At 65.9% G+C, this 19212-nt stretch carries 19 protein-coding genes; 14 read left to right on the top strand and 5 right to left on the bottom strand.

The genetic code is table 11. The features are described from left to right. Window positions 1–69: 69 nt before the first annotated feature. From ACEN9O_RS20665 to ACEN9O_RS20620, 10 genes are all read left to right on the top strand, one after another. On the top strand, window positions 70–1086 hold the full coding sequence (locus ACEN9O_RS20665) for a TRAP transporter substrate-binding protein (RefSeq protein ID WP_495613691.1): 1017 nt from the start codon (window positions 70–72) through the stop codon (window positions 1084–1086). Continuing rightward, on the top strand, window positions 1083–1640 hold the full coding sequence (locus ACEN9O_RS20660; RefSeq protein ID WP_495613690.1) for a TRAP transporter small permease: 558 nt from the start codon (window positions 1083–1085) through the stop codon (window positions 1638–1640). Before ACEN9O_RS20665 ends, ACEN9O_RS20660 begins: the two co-directional genes overlap by 4 nt. Beyond that, the gene (locus ACEN9O_RS20655) at window positions 1637–2986 is read left to right on the top strand and encodes a TRAP transporter large permease (RefSeq protein ID WP_495613689.1); all 1350 of its coding nucleotides are present in this window, start codon (window positions 1637–1639) and stop codon (window positions 2984–2986) included. The genes ACEN9O_RS20660 and ACEN9O_RS20655 overlap by 4 nt, the downstream gene beginning before the upstream one ends. Then, window positions 2987–4639 carry a malonate decarboxylase subunit alpha gene (gene mdcA, locus ACEN9O_RS20650; RefSeq protein WP_495613688.1) on the top strand — a complete coding sequence of 551 codons (1653 nt, stop codon included), beginning with the start codon at window positions 2987–2989 and terminating at the stop codon, window positions 4637–4639. A gap of 93 nt (window positions 4640–4732) precedes the next feature. Next, window positions 4733–5044 carry a malonate decarboxylase acyl carrier protein gene (gene mdcC, locus ACEN9O_RS20645; protein ID WP_495613687.1) on the top strand — a complete coding sequence of 104 codons (312 nt, stop codon included), beginning with the start codon at window positions 4733–4735 and terminating at the stop codon, window positions 5042–5044. Then, a complete protein-coding gene (locus tag ACEN9O_RS20640; RefSeq protein ID WP_495613686.1) occupies window positions 5044–5946 on the top strand; it encodes a biotin-independent malonate decarboxylase subunit beta in 903 nt (300 codons plus the stop codon). The genes mdcC and ACEN9O_RS20640 overlap by 1 nt, the downstream gene beginning before the upstream one ends. Window position 5947: 1 nt before the next feature. Further along, complete coding sequence (gene mdcE, locus ACEN9O_RS20635) at window positions 5948–6664, top strand: biotin-independent malonate decarboxylase subunit gamma (protein ID WP_495613685.1); 717 nt, start codon at window positions 5948–5950, stop codon at window positions 6662–6664. A 52-nt stretch (window positions 6665–6716) separates the two neighbouring features. Continuing rightward, window positions 6717–7355, top strand: coding sequence for a malonate decarboxylase holo-[acyl-carrier-protein] synthase (mdcG, locus tag ACEN9O_RS20630; protein WP_495613684.1), 639 nt, complete (start codon window positions 6717–6719; stop codon window positions 7353–7355). After that, window positions 7355–8296 (top strand): triphosphoribosyl-dephospho-CoA synthase MdcB, encoded by a 942-nt coding sequence (gene mdcB / locus ACEN9O_RS20625; protein WP_495613683.1) that lies wholly within the window; start codon window positions 7355–7357, stop codon window positions 8294–8296. Before mdcG ends, mdcB begins: the two co-directional genes overlap by 1 nt. Further along, window positions 8293–9219 (top strand): ACP S-malonyltransferase, encoded by a 927-nt coding sequence (locus tag ACEN9O_RS20620; protein WP_495613682.1) that lies wholly within the window; start codon window positions 8293–8295, stop codon window positions 9217–9219. Before mdcB ends, ACEN9O_RS20620 begins: the two co-directional genes overlap by 4 nt. A gap of 7 nt (window positions 9220–9226) precedes the next feature. Here the strand turns inward: ACEN9O_RS20620 and trxC are convergent, their stop codons facing one another. From trxC to ACEN9O_RS20595, 5 genes are all read right to left on the bottom strand, one after another. Next, window positions 9227–9688 carry a thioredoxin TrxC gene (gene trxC / locus ACEN9O_RS20615; protein ID WP_495613681.1) on the bottom strand — a complete coding sequence of 154 codons (462 nt, stop codon included), beginning with the start codon at window positions 9686–9688 and terminating at the stop codon, window positions 9227–9229. A gap of 121 nt (window positions 9689–9809) precedes the next feature. Continuing rightward, the gene (locus ACEN9O_RS20610) at window positions 9810–10412 is read right to left on the bottom strand and encodes a phasin family protein (protein WP_495613680.1); all 603 of its coding nucleotides are present in this window, start codon (window positions 10410–10412) and stop codon (window positions 9810–9812) included. Window positions 10413–10642: 230 nt separating this feature from the next. Then, window positions 10643–12214 (bottom strand): ABC transporter permease, encoded by a 1572-nt coding sequence (locus ACEN9O_RS20605; RefSeq protein WP_495613679.1) that lies wholly within the window; start codon window positions 12212–12214, stop codon window positions 10643–10645. Then, window positions 12211–13080, bottom strand: a complete 870-nt coding sequence (locus ACEN9O_RS20600; RefSeq protein ID WP_495613678.1) for an ABC transporter ATP-binding protein — start codon at window positions 13078–13080, stop codon at window positions 12211–12213. The genes ACEN9O_RS20605 and ACEN9O_RS20600 overlap by 4 nt, the downstream gene beginning before the upstream one ends. A gap of 86 nt (window positions 13081–13166) precedes the next feature. Then, a complete protein-coding gene (locus tag ACEN9O_RS20595; RefSeq protein WP_495613677.1) occupies window positions 13167–14801 on the bottom strand; it encodes an OFA family MFS transporter in 1635 nt (544 codons plus the stop codon). 158 nt (window positions 14802–14959) lie between these two features. On the opposite strand from ACEN9O_RS20595, the gene ACEN9O_RS20590 reads away from it, so the two are divergent. Genes ACEN9O_RS20590 through ACEN9O_RS20575 form a run of 4 tightly spaced genes read left to right on the top strand, consistent with a single transcriptional unit; the run spans window position 14960 to window position 19209 of the window. Further along, complete coding sequence (locus ACEN9O_RS20590) at window positions 14960–15286, top strand: flagellar basal body rod C-terminal domain-containing protein (RefSeq protein WP_495613676.1); 327 nt, start codon at window positions 14960–14962, stop codon at window positions 15284–15286. Between the two features lie 49 nt (window positions 15287–15335). Beyond that, the gene (locus ACEN9O_RS20585; RefSeq protein ID WP_495613675.1) at window positions 15336–16490 is read left to right on the top strand and encodes an acyl-CoA dehydrogenase family protein; all 1155 of its coding nucleotides are present in this window, start codon (window positions 15336–15338) and stop codon (window positions 16488–16490) included. Continuing rightward, a complete protein-coding gene (locus tag ACEN9O_RS20580; protein ID WP_495613674.1) occupies window positions 16490–18034 on the top strand; it encodes a class I adenylate-forming enzyme family protein in 1545 nt (514 codons plus the stop codon). Before ACEN9O_RS20585 ends, ACEN9O_RS20580 begins: the two co-directional genes overlap by 1 nt. Window positions 18035–18054: 20 nt before the next feature. Beyond that, window positions 18055–19209, top strand: a complete 1155-nt coding sequence (locus ACEN9O_RS20575) for an ABC transporter substrate-binding protein (RefSeq protein WP_495613673.1) — start codon at window positions 18055–18057, stop codon at window positions 19207–19209. Window positions 19210–19212: the final 3 nt, after the last annotated feature.

Raw genomic sequence — 19212 nt, 5'->3', positions numbered from 1 at the left:
GTATTCCAACGATATATTCTTGTATACACAAAAAAGAACGTTGCATATTTTACCCACCTTGGAGGAATCATGAGCGTAGTCACCCGCAGGTCCGTACTGGCCGCCCTGGCCGCCAGCCCGCTATTGCTGCAGCCGGCATGGGCGCAGAACACCACCCTCAAGATTTCGCACCAGTTCCCCGGCGGGACGGTCAGCGAGGGCGACTTCCGCGACCGGCTGACCCGCATGTTCGCAGCCGAGGTGGAGAAGCGCAGCAAAGGCAGCCTCAAATTCGAGATCTATCCCGGTTCGTCGCTGATGAAGACCAACGCCCAGTTCTCGGCCATGCGCAAGGGCGCGCTGGACATGTCGCTGGTGCCGCTGTCGTATGCGGGCGGCGAAGTCCCGGAGGTGAACATCGGCCTGATGCCCGGCCTGGTGACTTCGTACGAGCAGGCCTACGGCTGGAAAAACGCCGAAGTGGGCAAAGAGTTGAGCCGCATCCTGAACGACAAGGGCATCGTCTTGATCAGCTGGATCTGGCAGGCCGGCGGCGTGGCCTCGCGCACCAAGCCGGTGATCGACCCGGACGACGCCAAGGGCATGAAGATACGCGGCGGCTCGCGCGAGATGGACCTGATCCTCAAGGCCGCCGGCGCCGCCGTGGTGTCGCTGCCGTCCAACGAAATCTACGCCGCCATGCAGACCGGCGCGATGGAAGCGGCGCTGACCTCCTCCACCTCGCTGATCTCGTTCCGCCTGGAGGAAGTGTCGAAGGCGCTGACCACCGGCCGCGCCGGCGCCTACTGGTTCATGTTCGAGCCGCTGATGATGTCCAAGGCCGTCTTCGAGCGCCTGACCAAGGAACAGCAAGCCACCATCATAGCCGTCGGCGCCGAGATGGAGGCCTTCGCGCTGAACTCCGCCAAGGCCGACGACTCGGAAGTGGCCAGCGTCTATGCCAAAGCCAAGGCCAAGGTAGTCGACCTGAATCCGGCCGCGCTGAAGAAGTGGCAGGCCATCGCCCGCACCACCGCGTGGAAGGACTACGGCGAACGCAATGAAAACTGCGCCAAGCTGCTCAAGCTGGCGGAGAAGACGCTGTGAGCCACGGCATGGAGCTGGAGCCGCCGCGCGCCGCGGCCCCGCCGGACAACGCCATCGTCGCGATGGCGACCGCGCTGCTGGGAAAGCTCAATCAGGCGCTGATGATGGTGTCCATGGTGGCGCTGGTGCTAACGGCGCTGGTGCTGACCTACTCGGTGGTGTCGCGCTACTTCTTCCACGCGCCTACCGACTGGCAGGACGAAGCGTCGGTGTTCATGCTGGTCGGCGTGACCTTCTTCTGCACCGCCTACGTGCAATCGCATCGCGGCCACATCGGCATCGAGGCGCTGGCGTCGCTGCTGCCGTCGCGCGTGAACGCGGCGCGGCTGTTCATGGTGGACCTGGTGTCGGCGCTGTTCTGCGCCTTCTTCTCGTGGAAATCGTGGACGCTGTTCCATGAAGCCTGGGTCGACGGCCAGACCACCTCCTCCACCTTCGCGCCGCCGCTGTGGATACCCTACGCCATGATGGCCGCCGGGATGAGCATCCTCACGCTGCAAATTGTGCTGCAAACGCTGGCACGCATGACAAATAAAACGGAGCGCGCGGCATGAGCGACCTGACTCTTGGCGCCCTGTACGGCGCCGTTACCCTGGTGGTGATGTTCTCCGGGATGCCGATCGCCTTCGCGCTGGGCGTGGTGGCCACCGGCTTCATGTACTTCTGCATGCCGCCCTCCTCGCTCGACACCATCACCCAGAACGTGTACGAGGAAATGGCGTCGATCACGCTGCTGTCCATCCCCCTGTTCATTTTGAAGGGTGCGGCCATCGGCAAATCTCCCGCCGGCAAGGACCTGTACTCCGCCATCCACACCTGGATGCACAAGATACCGGGCGGCCTGGGTATCGCCAACGTGTTTGCCTGCGCGCTGTTCGCGGCGATGGCTGGCTCCTCGCCAGCCACCTGTTCGGCCATCGGCTCGGCCGGCATTCCGGAGATGCGCCGTCGCGGCTACTCGCCCGGCTTCGCGGCCGGCATCATCGCCGCCGGCGGCACGCTGGGCATTCTGCTGCCGCCTTCGATCACCATGATCCTGTACGCGGTCGCCGCCGAGCAGTCGCTGGGCCGCCTGTTCCTGGCTGGGATAGGCCCCGGCGTACTGCTGGTGCTGCTGTTTGCAGGTTACGCCGTCTACCGCGCGCACAAGGAATACAAGGCCGCGCTGGTCATCTACGAACAAGGCGGCGCCAAGTCGGCCTATCTGGAAGACGAGCACTTCACGCTGGCGCAAAAGGTGGAGATGCTGCCGCGCGTGCTGCCCTTCATCATCCTGCTGATCGGCGTGATGGTGGCGCTGTACGGCGGCTTCGCCACGCCGTCCGAAACGGCGGGCCTGGGCGCGCTGCTGGCGCTGGTGCTGCTGGCCGTGATCTACGGCGTGTGGCGGCCGAAGGATCTGTCGCCCATCCTCAGCTCATCGATCAAGGAGTCGACGATGCTGTTGCTGATCATCGGCATGTCGCTGTTCTATTCGTACGTGATGAGCTACCTGCACATCAGCCAGTCCGCCGCCGCGTGGGTGGTCAGCCTGCACCTGTCGAAGTGGCTGCTGCTGGCGGTGATCCTGCTGATGGTGATCGTGTTCGGCTTCTTCCTGCCGCCGGTTTCGATTATCCTGATGACCGCGCCCATCATCCTGCCGCCGCTGAAGGCCGCCGGCTTTGACCTGATCTGGTTCGGCATCGTCATGACGGTGGTGATGGAGATGGGCCTGATCCACCCGCCGGTGGGCTTGAACATTTTCGTCATCAAGAACATCGCGCCCGACATCCCGCTCAAGGATGTGGTGTGGGGCGTGTTCCCGTTCCTGATCCTGATGTTCGCGGCGGTGCTGTTGTTGTGCGTCTTCCCGTCCATCTCCACCGGACTGCCAGACATGATCATGGGAGCAAAATAGATGAACTGGAATACCCTTCGCGACAACCGCGACGCGCGCTTGCAGCGGGTGCGCGCCGCTTTGGGCAATCAACTGGACGGCAAAAGCCTGCCCGCCGCGCGCATCGCCGACCTGCTGCACACGGTGCTGGAGTGCGGCGACCGCGTCTGCCTCGAAGGGAACAACCAGAAGCAGGCCGACTTCCTCGGCCACGCTCTGGCCAGCCTGAACCCGGAGCGCATCAACAACCTGCACATGCTGCAATCGGTGCTGGCACTGCCGGAGCATCTGGACGTGTTCGAGCGCGGCGTCGCCTCGAAGCTGGACTTCTCGTTCTCCGGCCCGCAGGCGGTGCGCGTGGCGCGGCTGGCTTCCGCCGGCAAGCTCAATATCGGTGCGATCCATACCTACCTGGAGCTGTTCAGCCGCTACTTCATCGACCTGCCGCCGCGCGTCTGCCTGATCGCGGCGGAGGCGGCGGACCGCCACGGCAACCTGTACACCGGCCCGAACACCGAGGACACGCCGGCCATCGTCGAAGCCACGGCGTTCAAGCAAGGCATCGTCATCGTACAGGTCAACCGCGTCGTCGACACCGTGCCGCGCGTCGACATCCCGGGCGACTGGGTCGATTTCGTCGTGCAGTCGCCGCGCCCCTACTACATCGAGCCGCTGTTCACGCGCGATCCGGCGCAGATCTCCGAGATCCAGGTGCTGATGGCGATGATGGCGATCAAGGGCATCTACGCCGAGTATGGCGTGCAGCGCCTGAACCACGGCATCGGCTTCGACACCGCCGCCATCGAGCTGCTGCTGCCGACCTACGCCGAGTCGCTGGGCCTGCGCGGCAAGATCGGCAAGCACTGGGCGCTCAATCCGCACCCGGCGCTGATCCCGGCAATTGAAGCGGGTTTCGTGCAGTCGGTGCACTCCTTCGGCTCGGAACTGGGCATGGAGGACTACATCCACGCGCGGCCGGACGTCTTCGCCATCGGCCCGGACGGCACCATGCGCAGCAACCGCGCCATGTGCCAGGCCGCCGGCCACTACGCCTGCGACATGTTCATCGGCTCGACGCTGCAAATCGATTTGCAAGGCAATTCGTCGACCGCCACCGCCGGCCGCATTTCCGGCTTCGGCGGCGCCTCCAACATGGGCGCGGACGCGCGCGGACGGCGCCACGCCAGCCCGGCGTGGCTGAAAGCCGGCCAGCAGGCGCGCGAAGGCCGCAACACCATCCCGCGTGGCCAGAAGCTGGTGGTGCAGATGGTGGAGACCTTCCGCGAGCATATGCAACCGGCCTTCGTCGAGAAGCTCGACGCGTGGGAGCTGATGGAGCAGGCCAGGATGGCGATCCCGCCGGTGATGATCTACGGCGACGACGTCAGCCACATCCTGACCGAGGAAGGCATCGCCAACCTGCTGATGTGCCGTACCGACGAGGAACGCGAGCAGGCCATACGGGGCGTGGCGGGCTACACGCCGGTAGGCCTGGCGCGGGATAAGCGGATGGTGGAAAACCTGCGCGATCGCGGTATCATCCAGCGCGCGGAAGACCTCGGCATCGACAAGCGCATGGCCACGCGCGACCTGCTGGCCGCCCGCAATATGAAAGACCTGGTGCGCGCATCGGGCGGCTTGTACCAGCCGCCCAAGCGTTTCCGCAACTGGTGATCCGTCGTCCTCGCGCATGCGGGGACCCATACTCAGCATGGATTCCCGCGTGCGCGGGAATGACGAGGCAGAAGAACGTGAGAGGAGCTGGCAATGGAAACACTGAACTACCGATTTGAACAAGGCACGCAGCGGCTGAAGTCCGCGCCCCATGTGGTGGGCGTGGTCGGCTCCGGCAACCTGGAGGTGCTGATCGAACCGGCCGACCTGGCTGGCGCCTGCACCATCGAAATCACCACCGCCGCCGTCGGCTTCGGGCCGATCTGGGAGGCGGTGATGCGCGACTTCCACCAGCGCTGGCTGCTGGCCGACACCCGCATCTCGATCAACGACATGGGCGCCACGCCCGCCGTCGTCAGCCTGCGCATGGACCAGGCGGTGCAGACCATGCTGGGAGCCGCGTGATGAGCCGTGGAGCCAGCTATCAGGAAGCCAACGCGCGCGAACGACTGCAGCAGCTGTTCGATGCGGACAGCTTCGAAGAATTCCTGCCACCGTCGGCGCGTATCGTCAGTCCCCACCTGGGCCAGTTGAACGCGCCGGTGGCGTTTGACGACGGCGTCGCCGTGGGCCGCGCAACCCTGGAAGGCGTCACCGTCTACACGGCGGCGCAGGAAGGTGGCTTCATGGGCGGCGCGGTCGGCGAGGTGCACGGCGCCAAGCTGGTCGGCCTGCTGCGCCGCGCGGTACGCGACCAGGTCGCGGCGGTGGTGCTGCTGGTGGAATCGGGCGGCGTGCGCCTGCATGAAGCCAACGCCGGCCTGATCGCGGTCTCCGAAGTGATGCGCGCGCTGCTCGACGCGCGCGCCGCCGGCATCCCCGTGATCGTGCTGGTGGGTGGTTCAAACGGCGCCTTTGGCGGCATGGGCATCGTCTCGCGCTGCGCCAACGTGGTGGTGATGTCCGAGGAAGGCAGGCTGGCGATGTCCGGCCCGGAAGTGATCGAGACCGCCAGCGGCGTCGAGGAATTCGATTCGCGCGACCGCGCGCTGGTATGGCGCACCAGCGGCGGCAAGCACCGCTATCTGATGGGCGATTGCCAGCGCATCGTGGCCGACGATATCGCAGCCTTCCGCGCCGCCGCATGCGACGCGCTGGCCGCGCTGACCGGCAAGCCGGCGGAGCTGACGCTGGAAGCGCTGGAAGCCGAGCAGCAGATGCTGGACGATCGCATCGCGCGCTTCGGCACCTTGATCGATCCTGTCGATATCTGGAGCGCCATGCAGATCGCCGACGCGGCCAATATTCCGATGCTGGATGTGGACAGTTTTATCGCGGCCGCCGACAAGCGCCGCATGGGAGCCTAAGGTGGACTGGAAAAAACTGGCGGACACGCTGTTCCCGCAAGGGCACGCCATCATCGAGCAGGACGATTTCCTGTGCGGCAGCGCGCAGGTGGATGGGCAGGCGGTGGCCGTGATCGGCACCACCGGCCACACGCCGATCGGCGTCGAGATCGCGCTGGCACAGGCCAAGGCCATCCTGCGAACAGTGCGCGATTTCCCGGGCATGCCGATACTGATGCTGGTCGATACGCAGGGCCAGCGTCTGCGTCATCGCGACGAGATGTTGGGTATCAACAGCTACATGGCGCACCTCGGAAAATGCGTGGACCTGGCGCGGCGCAAGGGACACAAGATCATCGGTCTGGTGTACGACCAGGCGCTGTCGGGAGGTTTCATCACCAGCGGCTTGATGGCCGACGCCTGCTACGCCCTGCCCGACGCCACCATCCGCGTCATGGGTTTGCCGGCGATGGCGCGTATCACCAAGGTGCCGGAGGAACGCTTGACGGAACTGGCGCAGAGCAATCCGGTGTTCGCGCCGGGGCCGGAAAACTATCTGCGCATGGGTGGCCTGGAAGCGATCTGGGAAGGCGACCTGGCGGCGCAGCTGCGTGACGCGCTAGCCGCAGCGGTCGACGGCGACCAGCGCAGCGCATTGGGACTGCAGCGCGGCGGACGGCGCTGGGCGCAGCCGGTAATCGATGCCGTGATGACGGACGGTCATGTACATGCCGCCTGAATCGGAGCCGATGGTGCAGTCCGGAGCAGCCGCTCATGGCCTCGAACGACATATGTTGGCCTGGCTTTCTGAACAGGGCTGGGTCGATGTGCTGCGCGCGGCGCAGCCGCAGCACCGGGCGGCGCTCACGCTCTGGCAGGGGCAGGATTGGCCGGCCGTGGTGCGGCGTTTCGATATCGACGCGGGGCCGGACGATGTCTGCCTCGGCCTGCCGCTGCCGCCGGATGAAGACACCGGCGAGAAGGTGCGCATCTCCTTGCGCGCGCAGGTGTCGGAAATCAGCAGGACATCGCCGGCGGTGGAGTTGCGTTCCGCGCTGCGCAGTGCCGGCCCCTGGCGCGAGGCGCTGACGGCGCTGGAGCGGGAGGCGGAACATCTATACCTGCGCATCTACGGCTCGATGGCGATGCAGTCGCTGACTGGCTTGCTGTACCTGACGCCCACCTCGGATATCGACATCCTGTTCCATCCGCGCACCCACGAAGAGCTGCACGACGGCGTGGCGCTGCTGTCACGGCACGCGGCGCAGGTGCCGCTCGACGGCGAGATCGTGTTCCCCGGCGGGCAGGCGGTGTCGTGGAAGGAGTGGCGCATGGCGACGACCAATCCGGCCAGGGTGATCGTCAAGGAACTGCATGCGGTGCGGTTGGCCGATACGGCATCGCTGCTGTCGGCGCTGGAGTCTCGTTGATGCGCCCCGCCCTCGCAGCCGCGCGCCTGCGGGCGCCGGCGACGATGAAGCCGGGCCTGAGCCGCACGGCGCAGCACCGTTTTGCAGGTAACGTGGCACGGCTGGCGGTACGCAGCCTGCATGCGGAGCTATGCCTGTATCCCAAGCCGGGATTGGTGTCGCTGGTGGACCGAGGCAGCCATGACGACATGGACGCCCTCACCTTCATGCGCAGCCTGTTCTCGCTGCGTCACTACTTCAGGAAGATCTGCCTGGCGGGACTGAACGACGCACCGTTCACGCGGCTCAAACAACTGGGCATCGAGGCCGAAGCCGCGATGCTGAAGGCGACGCGTGGGATCAACACGCATCGCGGCGCGATCTTCAGCCTTGGCCTGCTGTGCGCCACCGCCGGCCGCGCCCGCGCGCAAGGCACGCCAATGACGCCAGCCGCGCTGCGCGCCGCCATGCTGATACGCTGGGGCGAGGAGCTGGCCATGCACGCCGCCGCGGTCACTGTGGCGATGGCCGACGCGCCGTCGCCGCAGCTCAGCAACGGCCTGCGCGTCGCGGCGCAATATGCCGTCAGCGGCGCGCGCGAAGAAGGCGCGCTAGGCCTGCCGTCGGTGTTCGAAATCGGCGTGCCGGCGTTGCAGGCCTCACGCGCGCGCGGCGCCAGCATGACGCACGCGCGCATCGACACGCTGTTCACGCTGATGGCGCGCATCAACGACAGCAACGTGTATCACCGAGCCGGCCCGCAAGGCGCGCAGACTGTGCGCACACACGCGCAGCGTTTCATCGACCTCGGCGGCACGGCCAACGCCGACTGGCACGCCCAGGCGCTGGCCAGCCATCTGGCATTCGTGCAGCAGCGTCTGTCCCCGGGCGGCGCGGCGGACTTGCTGGCCGCCAGCTGCCTGGTGCACGCCATCGCCGCGATGGGGTACCACGAGCAATGACAATGTCCTACGGCGCGCAATCCCGGCTGCTGCTGCTCTGCCCAGGCCAGGGCGGGCAGCACGCCGCGATGTTCGACCTGCCCCGCAGCTGCCCGGCCGGCGACGCCGTCGCCAGCGCGCTGCTGGCCAACCTGGCGCTGGCCGACGAAGCCGACATCTACGCCAACCGCAACGCCCAGCCGCTGATCGTCGCTGCAACGCTGGCGATGTGGGAGGCGATACGCGAGTTCACGCCAGCGCCTGCGCTGGTGGCTGGCTACAGCATCGGCGAACTGTCCGCCTACGGCGTCGCCGGCGCCTTCCAACCGGCGACGGCGGCGCAGCTCGCAGCAGCACGCGCGCAGCTGATGGACGACTGCGCCCAGGCCCTGCCCGGCCAGACGCTGATGGCGATCTCCGGCCTGGCGCTATACCGCGCCGCGCCGCTGCTTGCCGAACACGCTTTTTACATGAGCATAGAAAACGGCGATGACGCCTGCATCGCCGGCGGTCCGGCCGCCAGCGCGGAAGCGCTTGAGCGGGCGGTGCACGCGGCCGGCGGCCGCAGCACGCGTCTGCCGGTGGGCGTGGCCTCGCACACATGCTATATGCAGGCCGCCGTTGCACCCTTCACCGCAGCCCTGCAGCGGACAGAATTCGGACCGATGAGCGCACCGGTACTGGCGGGTGTCGGCACGATGGCCGTCAGCAGCAAAGCGCTGGCCGTGGATCAGCTCTCGCGCCAGCTGGCGCAGACCATCCACTGGGCCGCCTGCATGGATGCCGCCGCCGAAGCCGGCATCACCTGCGCGCTGGAACTCGGTCCAGGCGCCGCGCTATCGCGTATGCTGCAGAGCCGTCATCCGCACATCAACACCCGTTCCATAGCCGATTTCCGCACGCTGGACGGCATCCGCAAATGGCTGGAACGCGCAGCCGGCTAGCGACAACTCAAGCGCGATTATGCTGGGTCGCCCAGGCGACGATATTGGAGGCATCCATTGCGCCCGGCTGCCGCGCCACCTCGCGCCCGCCCTTGAACAACGCCAGCGTCGGAATGCTGCGGATCGCATAGCGCGCCGCCAGCTCCTGCGCCTCCTCGGTGTTGAGCTTCACCACGCGGAACTGCGGCTCCAGCCGCTGCGTGGCCTGCGCGTAAGCCGGCGCCATCGTCCGGCACGGCCCGCACCATGGCGCCCAAAAATCCACCAACACGGGAATATCGCTGCGCTCGATATGTTTGAGGAAGCGCGCGGCCGACAGGTCCAGCGGCTGCCCGGTGAACAGCGCCTTCTGGCACTTGCCGCACACAGGCTGCTGCGCCAACCTGGCGGAAGGCACGCGGTTCACGGCGTCGCAATGGGGGCATACGATGTGCAGCGACTCAGGCTGCGCGGCGGCGGTATTCGTCATCTTTATCTCCAGACAGCTTCAAGCCGCCCATGATAAAGCAAGGACAAAAAAATTGCCGCGCTGCGCGATGCAAGATCGCGGGCGCGGCGAGGACTAGCGACTACCGGCTGGGACGCCTGGCTCAGGTCTCCTTGCGGGCGCCGGTCTGCTTGCCCGCTTGAGCAGCCTGGGCGGCAGTCTGCGCCTGGGTCGCCTGACCGCCTTGCATGCTGCCTTCGCGGCCTTCACGCCCTTCGGTGCCGTTCTGGCCGGCGCTTTGCATGGTCGAAGTGCCGCGCATTTCATTGCCGCGCGACTGACGGGCGCCGTCCTGATGGGTAACGAACGGATCGGAGAAACGTTGCACCGCGTCCTGATGGGTACGCAGGGTTTTTTCCGTTTCTTCCGAAGTGACGCGGGCCACTTCGTCGGCCAGTGCCTTGGCGGTACGGCTGGTTTCCTGCACGTGCTCTTCCGCCACTTTGGACAGATCGACCTGGGTGTCGGCGGCGATGCGAGACAGATGCTGCTGGTAAGCGCGCAGCTTCTCGGCGGTGGGTTGGGCATGGGCGGCGGCGGCGGCAATCGCCTCCGTCGGACGGTGCGCGGTGATGATTTGCTGGCTCGTGGTCGTACCTTCTTCCAGCATGGTTTGAGCCAATTGAATATTCAGGTCGCTATATTGCTGAATAGTGCGGAAGAGAGACTTGGACATGTCGTTAAAGAACGACAATTGAGCTTCCATATGAGTTTTGGCTGCGGGGGTCACGGATTGGGAAAATGGGTACATAAATGCCTCGAAAAAAGAAAGAGTAAGGAATGGCTGGGAATTGTCGAACCGGTTTCGACGACGCGTCTGCAGCGCGAATGCCAAGGCTACGTTAGGCAGTCCCACGACCTATGATCTACATCAAATGTGCGTAGTCCCTCCCCCCGGAACTCTGGAAACCGGATTAATCCTAGGTCATCCCTTCTTCAGTTCCGCGCACTCCTCCACCGCTCGTGCCAGAGCCCGCCAATCGCCAGCGCCAGGCCCAGCAACAACTGGACGCCGACCGTTTGTGCCGTGGCGACGCCGTTGAATCCAACCACATCCAGCACCGGCACCGTGATCGCCTGCGTGGCGATGTACAGGCCGAACAGAAACAGCGCGAGGAAGGTGCGCGCGCTGCGGCTCAACCCGCCAAGCAGACTGGCGACGCCGGCCAGCGCCAGCACGCCGGTCGACAGCGCGGCCGCGCGCAACGGCGCCACCATCGTCCAGCGCAACAGCACAGGCGCGATGAACAGCAGCGCCAGCAGGCAGGACGCCAGCAATTGTCCGCCATAGCGCCGCTCGGCGCCGCCGGGCGCCGTTCCGCTCATCGCGTCAACGTCGTGCTGGTGGTCGCGCACGCTGATGTCGCTGACCAGGATGCCCCAGACGGCGACGGCCGCGACGACCACGCGGCCCAGCGCCGCCGTCGGCGCCAGGCAGCCAGCCGTCAACAGCACCAAGGCCGCCGCCACCGCCGCCGGATTGGACGCCAGCGTCAACGCCAGCACCGCCAGTGCCTGGCCGGCCATGCCCGGTACGCGCGCGGCCAGGCCGAACAGCGGGCGCACCGGCCGGATCAATGGCCGCAACACGCGGTTAGCCAACGCCAGCGGCGACCAGCGGCTGCCCGATGCGCGCACCTTGACCCGGTCCGGCGCGAAGCGATGAAACAACCGCCAGGCCGGCAGCAGCGGCAGCAAGGCCACCAGCGCGCAGCCGACGCGTGTGGCTCCCAGCCCCGCCGGCCACAACCAGGTAGGCAGCACCCGCGGCGGCAGCGACGGATTGAAGGTGCCGCCGCCGATGGCGAAACTGGACGTGTGCAGGAGCGCCTTCACTGCCATCGTCGTCACCCCCATGCCGGAGAAATCGATCAGCAGCAGCGGTGACCACGCCCCATTGCCCTGCTCTGTCAGCGCGACAGGCGTCGCCAGTTGCGCCACATAGAGGACGAAGTACAGCACGTCGCCGCGCTTGCCCATCAGCGGCGCCCACGCATCGCACAGCAGCGCCATCGCGGCGGTGAAGAACACCAGCGGCAGCAACAGCATCGTGAAGGTCTGCAGATACACCAGCAACTGGATCGGTCCCTGGCCGCGCAACATATGCAGCACCAGCATGGTCAACATGAAGATGGCCAGCAGGCCGCACAGGTAAGCCACGCCACCCAGCCAGCGGCCGAACAGGAACACGGCGCTGCTCACCGGCGTGGACGCCAGCACCGAGCCGGCGCCGCTGCGCACGTCCTCGCTCATGCGCCCGCGCACCAGGTAGAAACCGGCCAGCCCGAAAAACAGGCCGCCCAGCGCCGCGCTGCCGAGGGCCAGGCAGCTGCTGGTGTAGGCCACGCGTACATCGTCGGCGGTGATCATCACCTGCCCCTTGGCGGGATCGCCCACCATCAGCCAGGTCAGCGCGATCAGCGCCAGTACCGCCACCAACGTGCCGGTGCGGCGCATGCGCAGCCGCACTTCGGTCAGCACCAACAACTTCAACGCCAGCGCGTTCATGCCACGGCTTCCTGCACCGCGTAACGCTGCGTCATCAGCGCTTCTTCCAGCGTCGGCTCGGCCGGTACCGCGCCGGCGCATGGCGATGTCGGATGGGCGATGCGCAGGCTGATGCCGTGCTCATTGCGCTGCGCCTGCAGCACCTGCACCTCGGTGCGCAAGGCTTCGTAGTGCTGCGCCTCCACCGTGACCGACCATACCTGGCTGCGCGCGGCGCGCACAAAGCTGTCCGGCGTGTCGAAGGCCATCAGCCTGCCCTTGTTCATGATGGCCAGTTGGCCGGCCATGTTCTCGATGTCGGACACGATATGCGTCGACACGATCACCAGCTTGCGGAAGCCTATCTCCGACAGCAGGTGGCGGAAGCGCAGTCGCTCTTCGGGATCGAGGCCGGCGGTCGGCTCGTCGACGATCAGCACATCGGGATCGTTGAGCAGCGCCTGCGCGATGCCGAGCCGGCGCCGCATGCCGCCGGAGAATCCGGCCGCCTGGCGGTGCGCATGCTCGTGCAGGTTGACCATCTCCAGCAGCAGCCGCAAACGGGCCGGATCGCGCACGCCCTTCAGCGCCGCAAAGTACTGCAGGAACTCCAGCGCCGTCAGGTTCGGATACACGCCGAAGTCCTGCGGCAGAAAACCCAGGCGCCCGCGTATCGCCTCCGGTTTCTTCACAATGTCCACGCCGTCGAACAGTATCTGGCCGCTGGTAGGCTTGGTCAACGTCGCGATCATCTGCATCAGCGAGGTCTTGCCCGCGCCGTTATGGCCAATCAGACCGACCACGCCGGCCGGCAGGTTCAGACTGACGTCGTCCACCGCCCGTACGTTCTTCGCATAAGTTTTGACGACGTTTCGTAATTCAAGCATGTGCAAGCGGCTCCTGGAAATGAAAGCAGGGCCGGGCCGGCACTGTGCCGGACCGGCCCCGCTTGCGGGTGCTTTATTCTACTGTGTTATTTAAATAACACCGCGGCTTTTTGCACCGTCAGCCACACGCCGATCGCCAGCGGAATGCCGACCGCCAGCCAGCCGAAGGCCACCGCCGCCGGGCTGGTGACACCGTTCGACACGACCACCGTGCCAGTCGATGCGGCGGCGTCGCGCTCGTGCGCCAGCCGCTTCTCGATGGCCAGTTCGGCCTCCGTCATGAAGTGCTTGTCGGCCACCGGACGCACCATCAGATTGCACAGCAGGCCAATCACCAGCAGGCCCGCCAGCACGTACATGGTGATGTCGTAGGCCTGCGCCTTCGGCACGCCGTGCGCGATCTGGTACTCGCGGATGTAGGTCACCAGCAGTGGACCGAACACGCCGGCCATCGACCATGCGGTCAGCAGGCGGCCGTGGATCGCGCCCACCATCTGGGTGCCGAACAAGTCCGCCAGATAAGCCGGCACGGTGGCGAAGCCGCCGCCGTACATCGACAGGATGATGCAGAAGAAGCCGACGAACAAGGCCAGCTGCGCGCCATGCGCCATCGATGGAATCAGGCCGTACAGCGAGATGCCCAGCACGAAGAAGATGCCGTAGGTGGCTTTGCGGCCCAGGAAGTCAGAGCACGAGGCCCAGACGAAACGGCCGCCGATATTAAACAGCGACAGCAGGCCGGTGAAGCCGGCGGCGATCGCGGCGATCTGCCCTTTCTGCGCCAGCGTCAGGTCGTTGAACGCGACGTTCACGCCCAGCAGCTGGCCAGCGAAGATCTCCTGCAGCAGCGGCGATGCCATGCCCAGGATGCCGATACCGGCTGTCACGTTCAGGCAGAGCACCCACCACACCAGCCAGAATTGCGGAATGCCCCACACCTTGCTGGCGTGGACGTGGCGGTTGGTGATCATGGTGTTGGCCGCGGCCTTGACCGGCGGCGTCCAGCCGGCCGGTTTCCAGCCGGTCGGCGGCACGCGGTACGACAGCGCGCCTGCCATCATGAAGACGAAGTAGATCGCCGCCATCACCAGGAAGGTCTGCCACACGCCGACCGAGTCGGGGGTGGCGAAGAACTTCATCAGCTTGTCGGCCAGCGGCGCACCGATCATCGCGCCGCCGCCGAAGCCCATGATGGCCATGCCGGTCGCCATGCCGCGGCGGTCCGGGAACCATTTGATCAGCGTCGACACCGGCGAGATGTAGCCAAGACCGAGGCCGATACCGCCGATCACGCCGGAGCCCAGCCACATCAGCCAGATCTGGTGCTGGTATACGCCCAGCGCCGATATCACCAAACCGCCGCACCAGCACAGCGCCGACACCACGCCGGCCTTGCGCGGCCCGGCGTGTTCCAGCCAGCCGCCGAACAGCCAGGCGGCCAGGCCGAGGAAGACGAAGAACATGGTGTACATCCAGCCCAGCATCGAGATCTGCCAGTCGCAGGTGGACGACATGATCTTGGCCATCAAGTCCATGTCGGCCGGACAGGCCAGTGATTCCTTGATGCCGAGCGCGCGCGACAGCGGCAGCCAGAACACGGAAAAACCGTAGGCCATGCCGATGCACAGGTGGATCGCCAGCGCCGCGGGCGGCACCAGCCAACGATTGAAGCCGGCCCCCGCCACCGTCCGTTCCTTGTCCAGAAAATCAAATATCGCCATATGAAAGCCCTCATATATTCATGTAATTAGAGTCTATATTTCCTCTTAAGCAACTACGGACGGGAGCGTAGCATAAAGCAAGTGAGTTGTCTCAATCAAAGACGTGCATTCTGCCCGCCACGGGTGTACACTTGCAGAACTTGCCGAGGGGAAATATCATGGCCATCGCCGCACTTAGCTCTGGAGTCACCGGTCTCAATGCCGCCGAACGCGCCTTGGGCAATAGCGCGCACGCGATCGCCAACATCGGCACCCAGGGTTTCCAGCCGGCGCAGGCCGTGTTCAAGGAAAACGCGCCGGCCGGCAGCGGCGTATCGATCTCCTTCCAGGCGCAGCAGCTGCAGGCGGCGGACGCGCCCAGCGCCACCGACCTCGCCACCGAAACCACCAACTCGCTGGTCTACAAGGCGCAATTCGATCTGTCGGCCAAGGTGATCCAGGCCGCCGACCAGAATATCGGGACCATAATCAATACCAAAGCTTGACAGGGTCTGGCCGAATCGGCACATTGAAGTCTGCCGAAGAGGGAGACCCATGATAAGAGACCAGGAAACGCTGAACATCCTGCTGGACAGCATCCGCCGCTTCGTGCGCGAACAACTGGTGCCGCACGAGCAGCAAGTGGCCGACACCGACGAAATCCCCCCCGCGCTGGTGGCGCAGATGCGCGCACTGGGCTTGTTTGGCCTGTCCATCCCCGAACAGTACGGCGGCCTCGGATTGACGATGGAGGAGGAAGTGCTGGCCGCGTTTGAAATCGCCCGCACCTCGCCCTCCTTCCGCTCGCTGTTCGGCACCAACAACGGCATCGGCTCGCAGGGCATCCTGATCGACGGCACCGAAGAACAGAAGAACACCTGGCTGCCGCGCATGGCCTCCGGCGAAATCGTCGGCTCCTTCGCGCTGACCGAGCCGGGATACGGCTCGGACGCCGGCTCGCTCGCCACCTCCGCGGTGCGCGACGGCGACCACTACATCATCAACGGCACCAAGCGCTACATCACCAACGCGCCGGAGGCCGGCGTCTTCACCGTCATGGCGCGCACCGACGGCACGCGCAAGGGACCGGGCGGCGTCTCCGCCTTCATCGTCGAGCGCAGCACGCCGGGCATCTCGCTCGGCAAAAACGACAAGAAGATGGGCCAGCGCGGCGCCCACACCTGCGACGTGATCTTCGAGAACTGCCGCGTGCCGGCCGCCAGCATCATCGGCGGCCAGGAAGGCCAGGGCTTCAAGACCGCGATGAAGGTGCTGGACAAGGGCCGCCTGCACATCTCTGCGATCTGCGTCGGCGTGGCCGAGCGCATGCTCGAAGACGCGCTGCGCTACGCAATGGAGCGCCAGCAGTTCGGCCAGCCCATCGCCGAGTTCCAGCTGATCCAGGCCATGCTGGCCGACAGCAAGGCCGAGATCTACGCCGCTCGCAGCATGGTGCTGGACGCCGCCCGCCGCCGCGACAACGGCGAGGACATCCCGACCGAAGCCTCGTGCTGCAAGCTGTTCGCCTCCGAGATGTGCGGCCGCGTGGCCGACCGCTCGGTGCAGATCCACGGCGGCGCAGGCTATGTGTCGGACTACGCGGCCGAGCGCTTCTACCGCGACGTGCGCCTGTTCCGCATCTACGAAGGCACCTCGCAAATCCAGCAGCTGGTCATCGCCCGCAACATGATCAAGGCGGCCGGGGCCTGATGGAGGCCATCGACACCGCCCGCATACTGGCGACGCTGCCCGATCGCCTGAGCGGCATCCCGCGCCGCTGGGCCGCAAGCGCGCCGCAAGCGTGGGCGCTGCACGACGGCGCGCGTCACTGGACCTACGCCGAACTGGCGGCGGCCGTCGACGACACCGCAGCCCTGCTGCGCGCGCTGCAAGTGCGGCCCGGCGACCGCCTGATGGTGGTCGGCGAAAACTGCGCGGCGCAAGTGGCGCTGATCTTCGCCGCCGCCGAGGTGGACGCCTGGATCGTCAACGTCAACGCCCGCCTGTCCGCGCGCGAGGTGGACCAGATCATCGTCCACAGTGGCGCGCGGCGCGTGATCTACCTGTCGACGCCCACGTCGCCCGAATCCGCCGCGCACGGCCAGCGCCACGCGGCCGTGTCCACGCCCTCGCCGTTCGGCGCATGGATGATCGGTGCGCTCAATCCCGACTGCACACCCGAGCCGGTGCACGCCGATGCGGCGCAACAGGTGGCGGCGTTGATCTACACCACCGGCACCACCGGCCAGCCCAAGGGCGTGATGCTCACGCATCGCAACCTGCTGTTCATCGCCGCCGTCTCCAGCACCCTGCGCGGCCTGACGCCCACCGACCGCGCCTACGGCGTGCTGCCCATCACCCACGTCTACGGCCTGGCCTCGGTCATGCTGGGCACCCTGTACGCGGGCGCCTGCCTGTACCTGTGCCCGCGCTTCACGCCGGACGCCGTGCTGAAGGCGATCCGCGACGATGGCCTGACCATCCTGCAAGGCGTGCCCGCCATGTATGCGCGCCTGCTGGAAACGCTGGGTGGGGCCGGCGAACAAGTGGCATCGCAGCTGCGCTTCATCTACGCCGGTGGCTCGCCGCTGGCGCCCAGCCTGAAGGCGCAGGTGCAGCAGCTGCTTGGCCTGCCGCTGCACAACGGCTACGGCCTGACCGAGACCTCGCCCACCGTCAGCCAGACCCGCCTCGACCAGCCGCGTGACGACGCCTCGGTCGGCCAGGTCATCCCCGGCGTCGAAGTGCGGCTGGTGGATGCCGGTGGCATCGACGTGGCACCCGGCGAGGACGGCGAACTGTGGGTGCGCGGCCCCAACATCATGGCCGGCTACTACCGCGAGCTGGAACTGACGGCGGCGGCGATGCGCGACGGCGGCTGGCTCAATACCGGCGACGTCGCGCGGCAAGACACGGACGGCGCGCTGTTCATCGTCGGCCGCACCAAGGAGTTGATCATCCGTTCCGGCTTCAACGTCTATCCGCTGGAGGTGGAGACGGTGCTGAACGCCCATCCGGCGGTAACGCAATCGGCAGTGGTAGGCCGCAGTGCCGCCGACGGCAACGAGGAAGTGGTGGCCTTCGTCGAACTCGACCCGCGCCGTCACGTCACGCCCGAAGAATTGCAGCAGTACCTGGCGGGCCTGCTGTCGCCGTACAAATGCCCGACCGAGATCATCGCAATGCAAGCCCTGCCCGCAGCGGCAACCGGAAAAATATTGAAAGGACAGCTGCGGCAACTGGCACAAAAATAACCACAAAGAGGGAGACAGTCATGAAAAACATCACAATCGCGGCACTGATCGCGATGGCACTGGCAGGCGGCGCGTACGCCGAGGAGTTCACCGTCGGCGCGGAGCTGCCGCTGACCGGCACGCTGGCCCGCGTGGGCTCCGGCATGCAGGAGGGCGTGCTGGTGGCCGCCGAAGTATTCAACAAGACCAACGGCAAGCACAAAATCAAGATCATCACCATCGACGACGAATCGGCGCCGGCCAAGGCGGTGGCGGCGGTGGAGAAGCTGGCCAGCCAGGGCGCAGTGGCGATCACCGGCGGCTACGGCTCCAACAACATCTCGCCGGCGTCGGACGCGGCCAACAAACTGGGGCTGGTCTACATGACCTCCGGTGGCGTGGACGATAGCCTGGTCAACAGCGGCCGCAAGAACTTCTTCCGCATTAATAACACCGCCGGCTACGAAAAAGCCGTGCAGGGACTGCTGGCCGATATGGGTACGAAATCCGTCTCCATCGTGTTCTCGACCAAGGAAGCCACCTCCGACCTGACCAACTCGGTGCAGAAGGCGCTGACGGCCAAAGGCGTCAAGGTCACCACGCACTCCTTCGATCCGGCCATCACCGATTTCAAACCCATCATCAACAAGATCAAGCTCCAGGACAAATCGGAAGCGATACTGATGGTCGGCTACGAGAACGATTACGTCGGCATCCTGCGCGCCGCGCGCGTGCTCAAGCCGCCGGTCAAGGCCATGATAGGCGTATGGTCGCTGGCGACGCCGAAGATGGCGACCGAATTCCCGGACCTCATGCCCAATGTGTACGGCACCGCGCTGCTGCCCTTCCCCGCCGTCTTCGACAGTGCCGACGGCAAGGCCTTCGCTGACGCCTACAAGGCGCTCTACAAGAAGGAGCCGGACTACCTGGGCCAGTTCGGCTACGTGCAATCGATGCTGCTGTTCGAAGCCATCGCCCGCGCCGCCGACAAAGGCACGGTGAAGAAAGGCGGCGTGGCCGAGGAGCTGCGCAAGACCGACCGCGAAACGCTGATCGGCCGCGTGCAGTTCGGCGCCAACGGCGACAATCCCAACTTCGTGCACCGCATGGGTCAGCACCAGGGCAAGAACATCGTCATCGTCTGGCCCAAGGAGACGGCGACCGGCAAGATGGTGTACCCGGGCCTGCCCTGGTAAGCC

Source organism: Duganella sp. Dugasp78 (genome assembly GCF_059491455.1).
The sequence above is the reverse complement of the archived record's forward strand: the minus strand, read 5'-3'. Positions and strand labels throughout refer to the sequence as shown.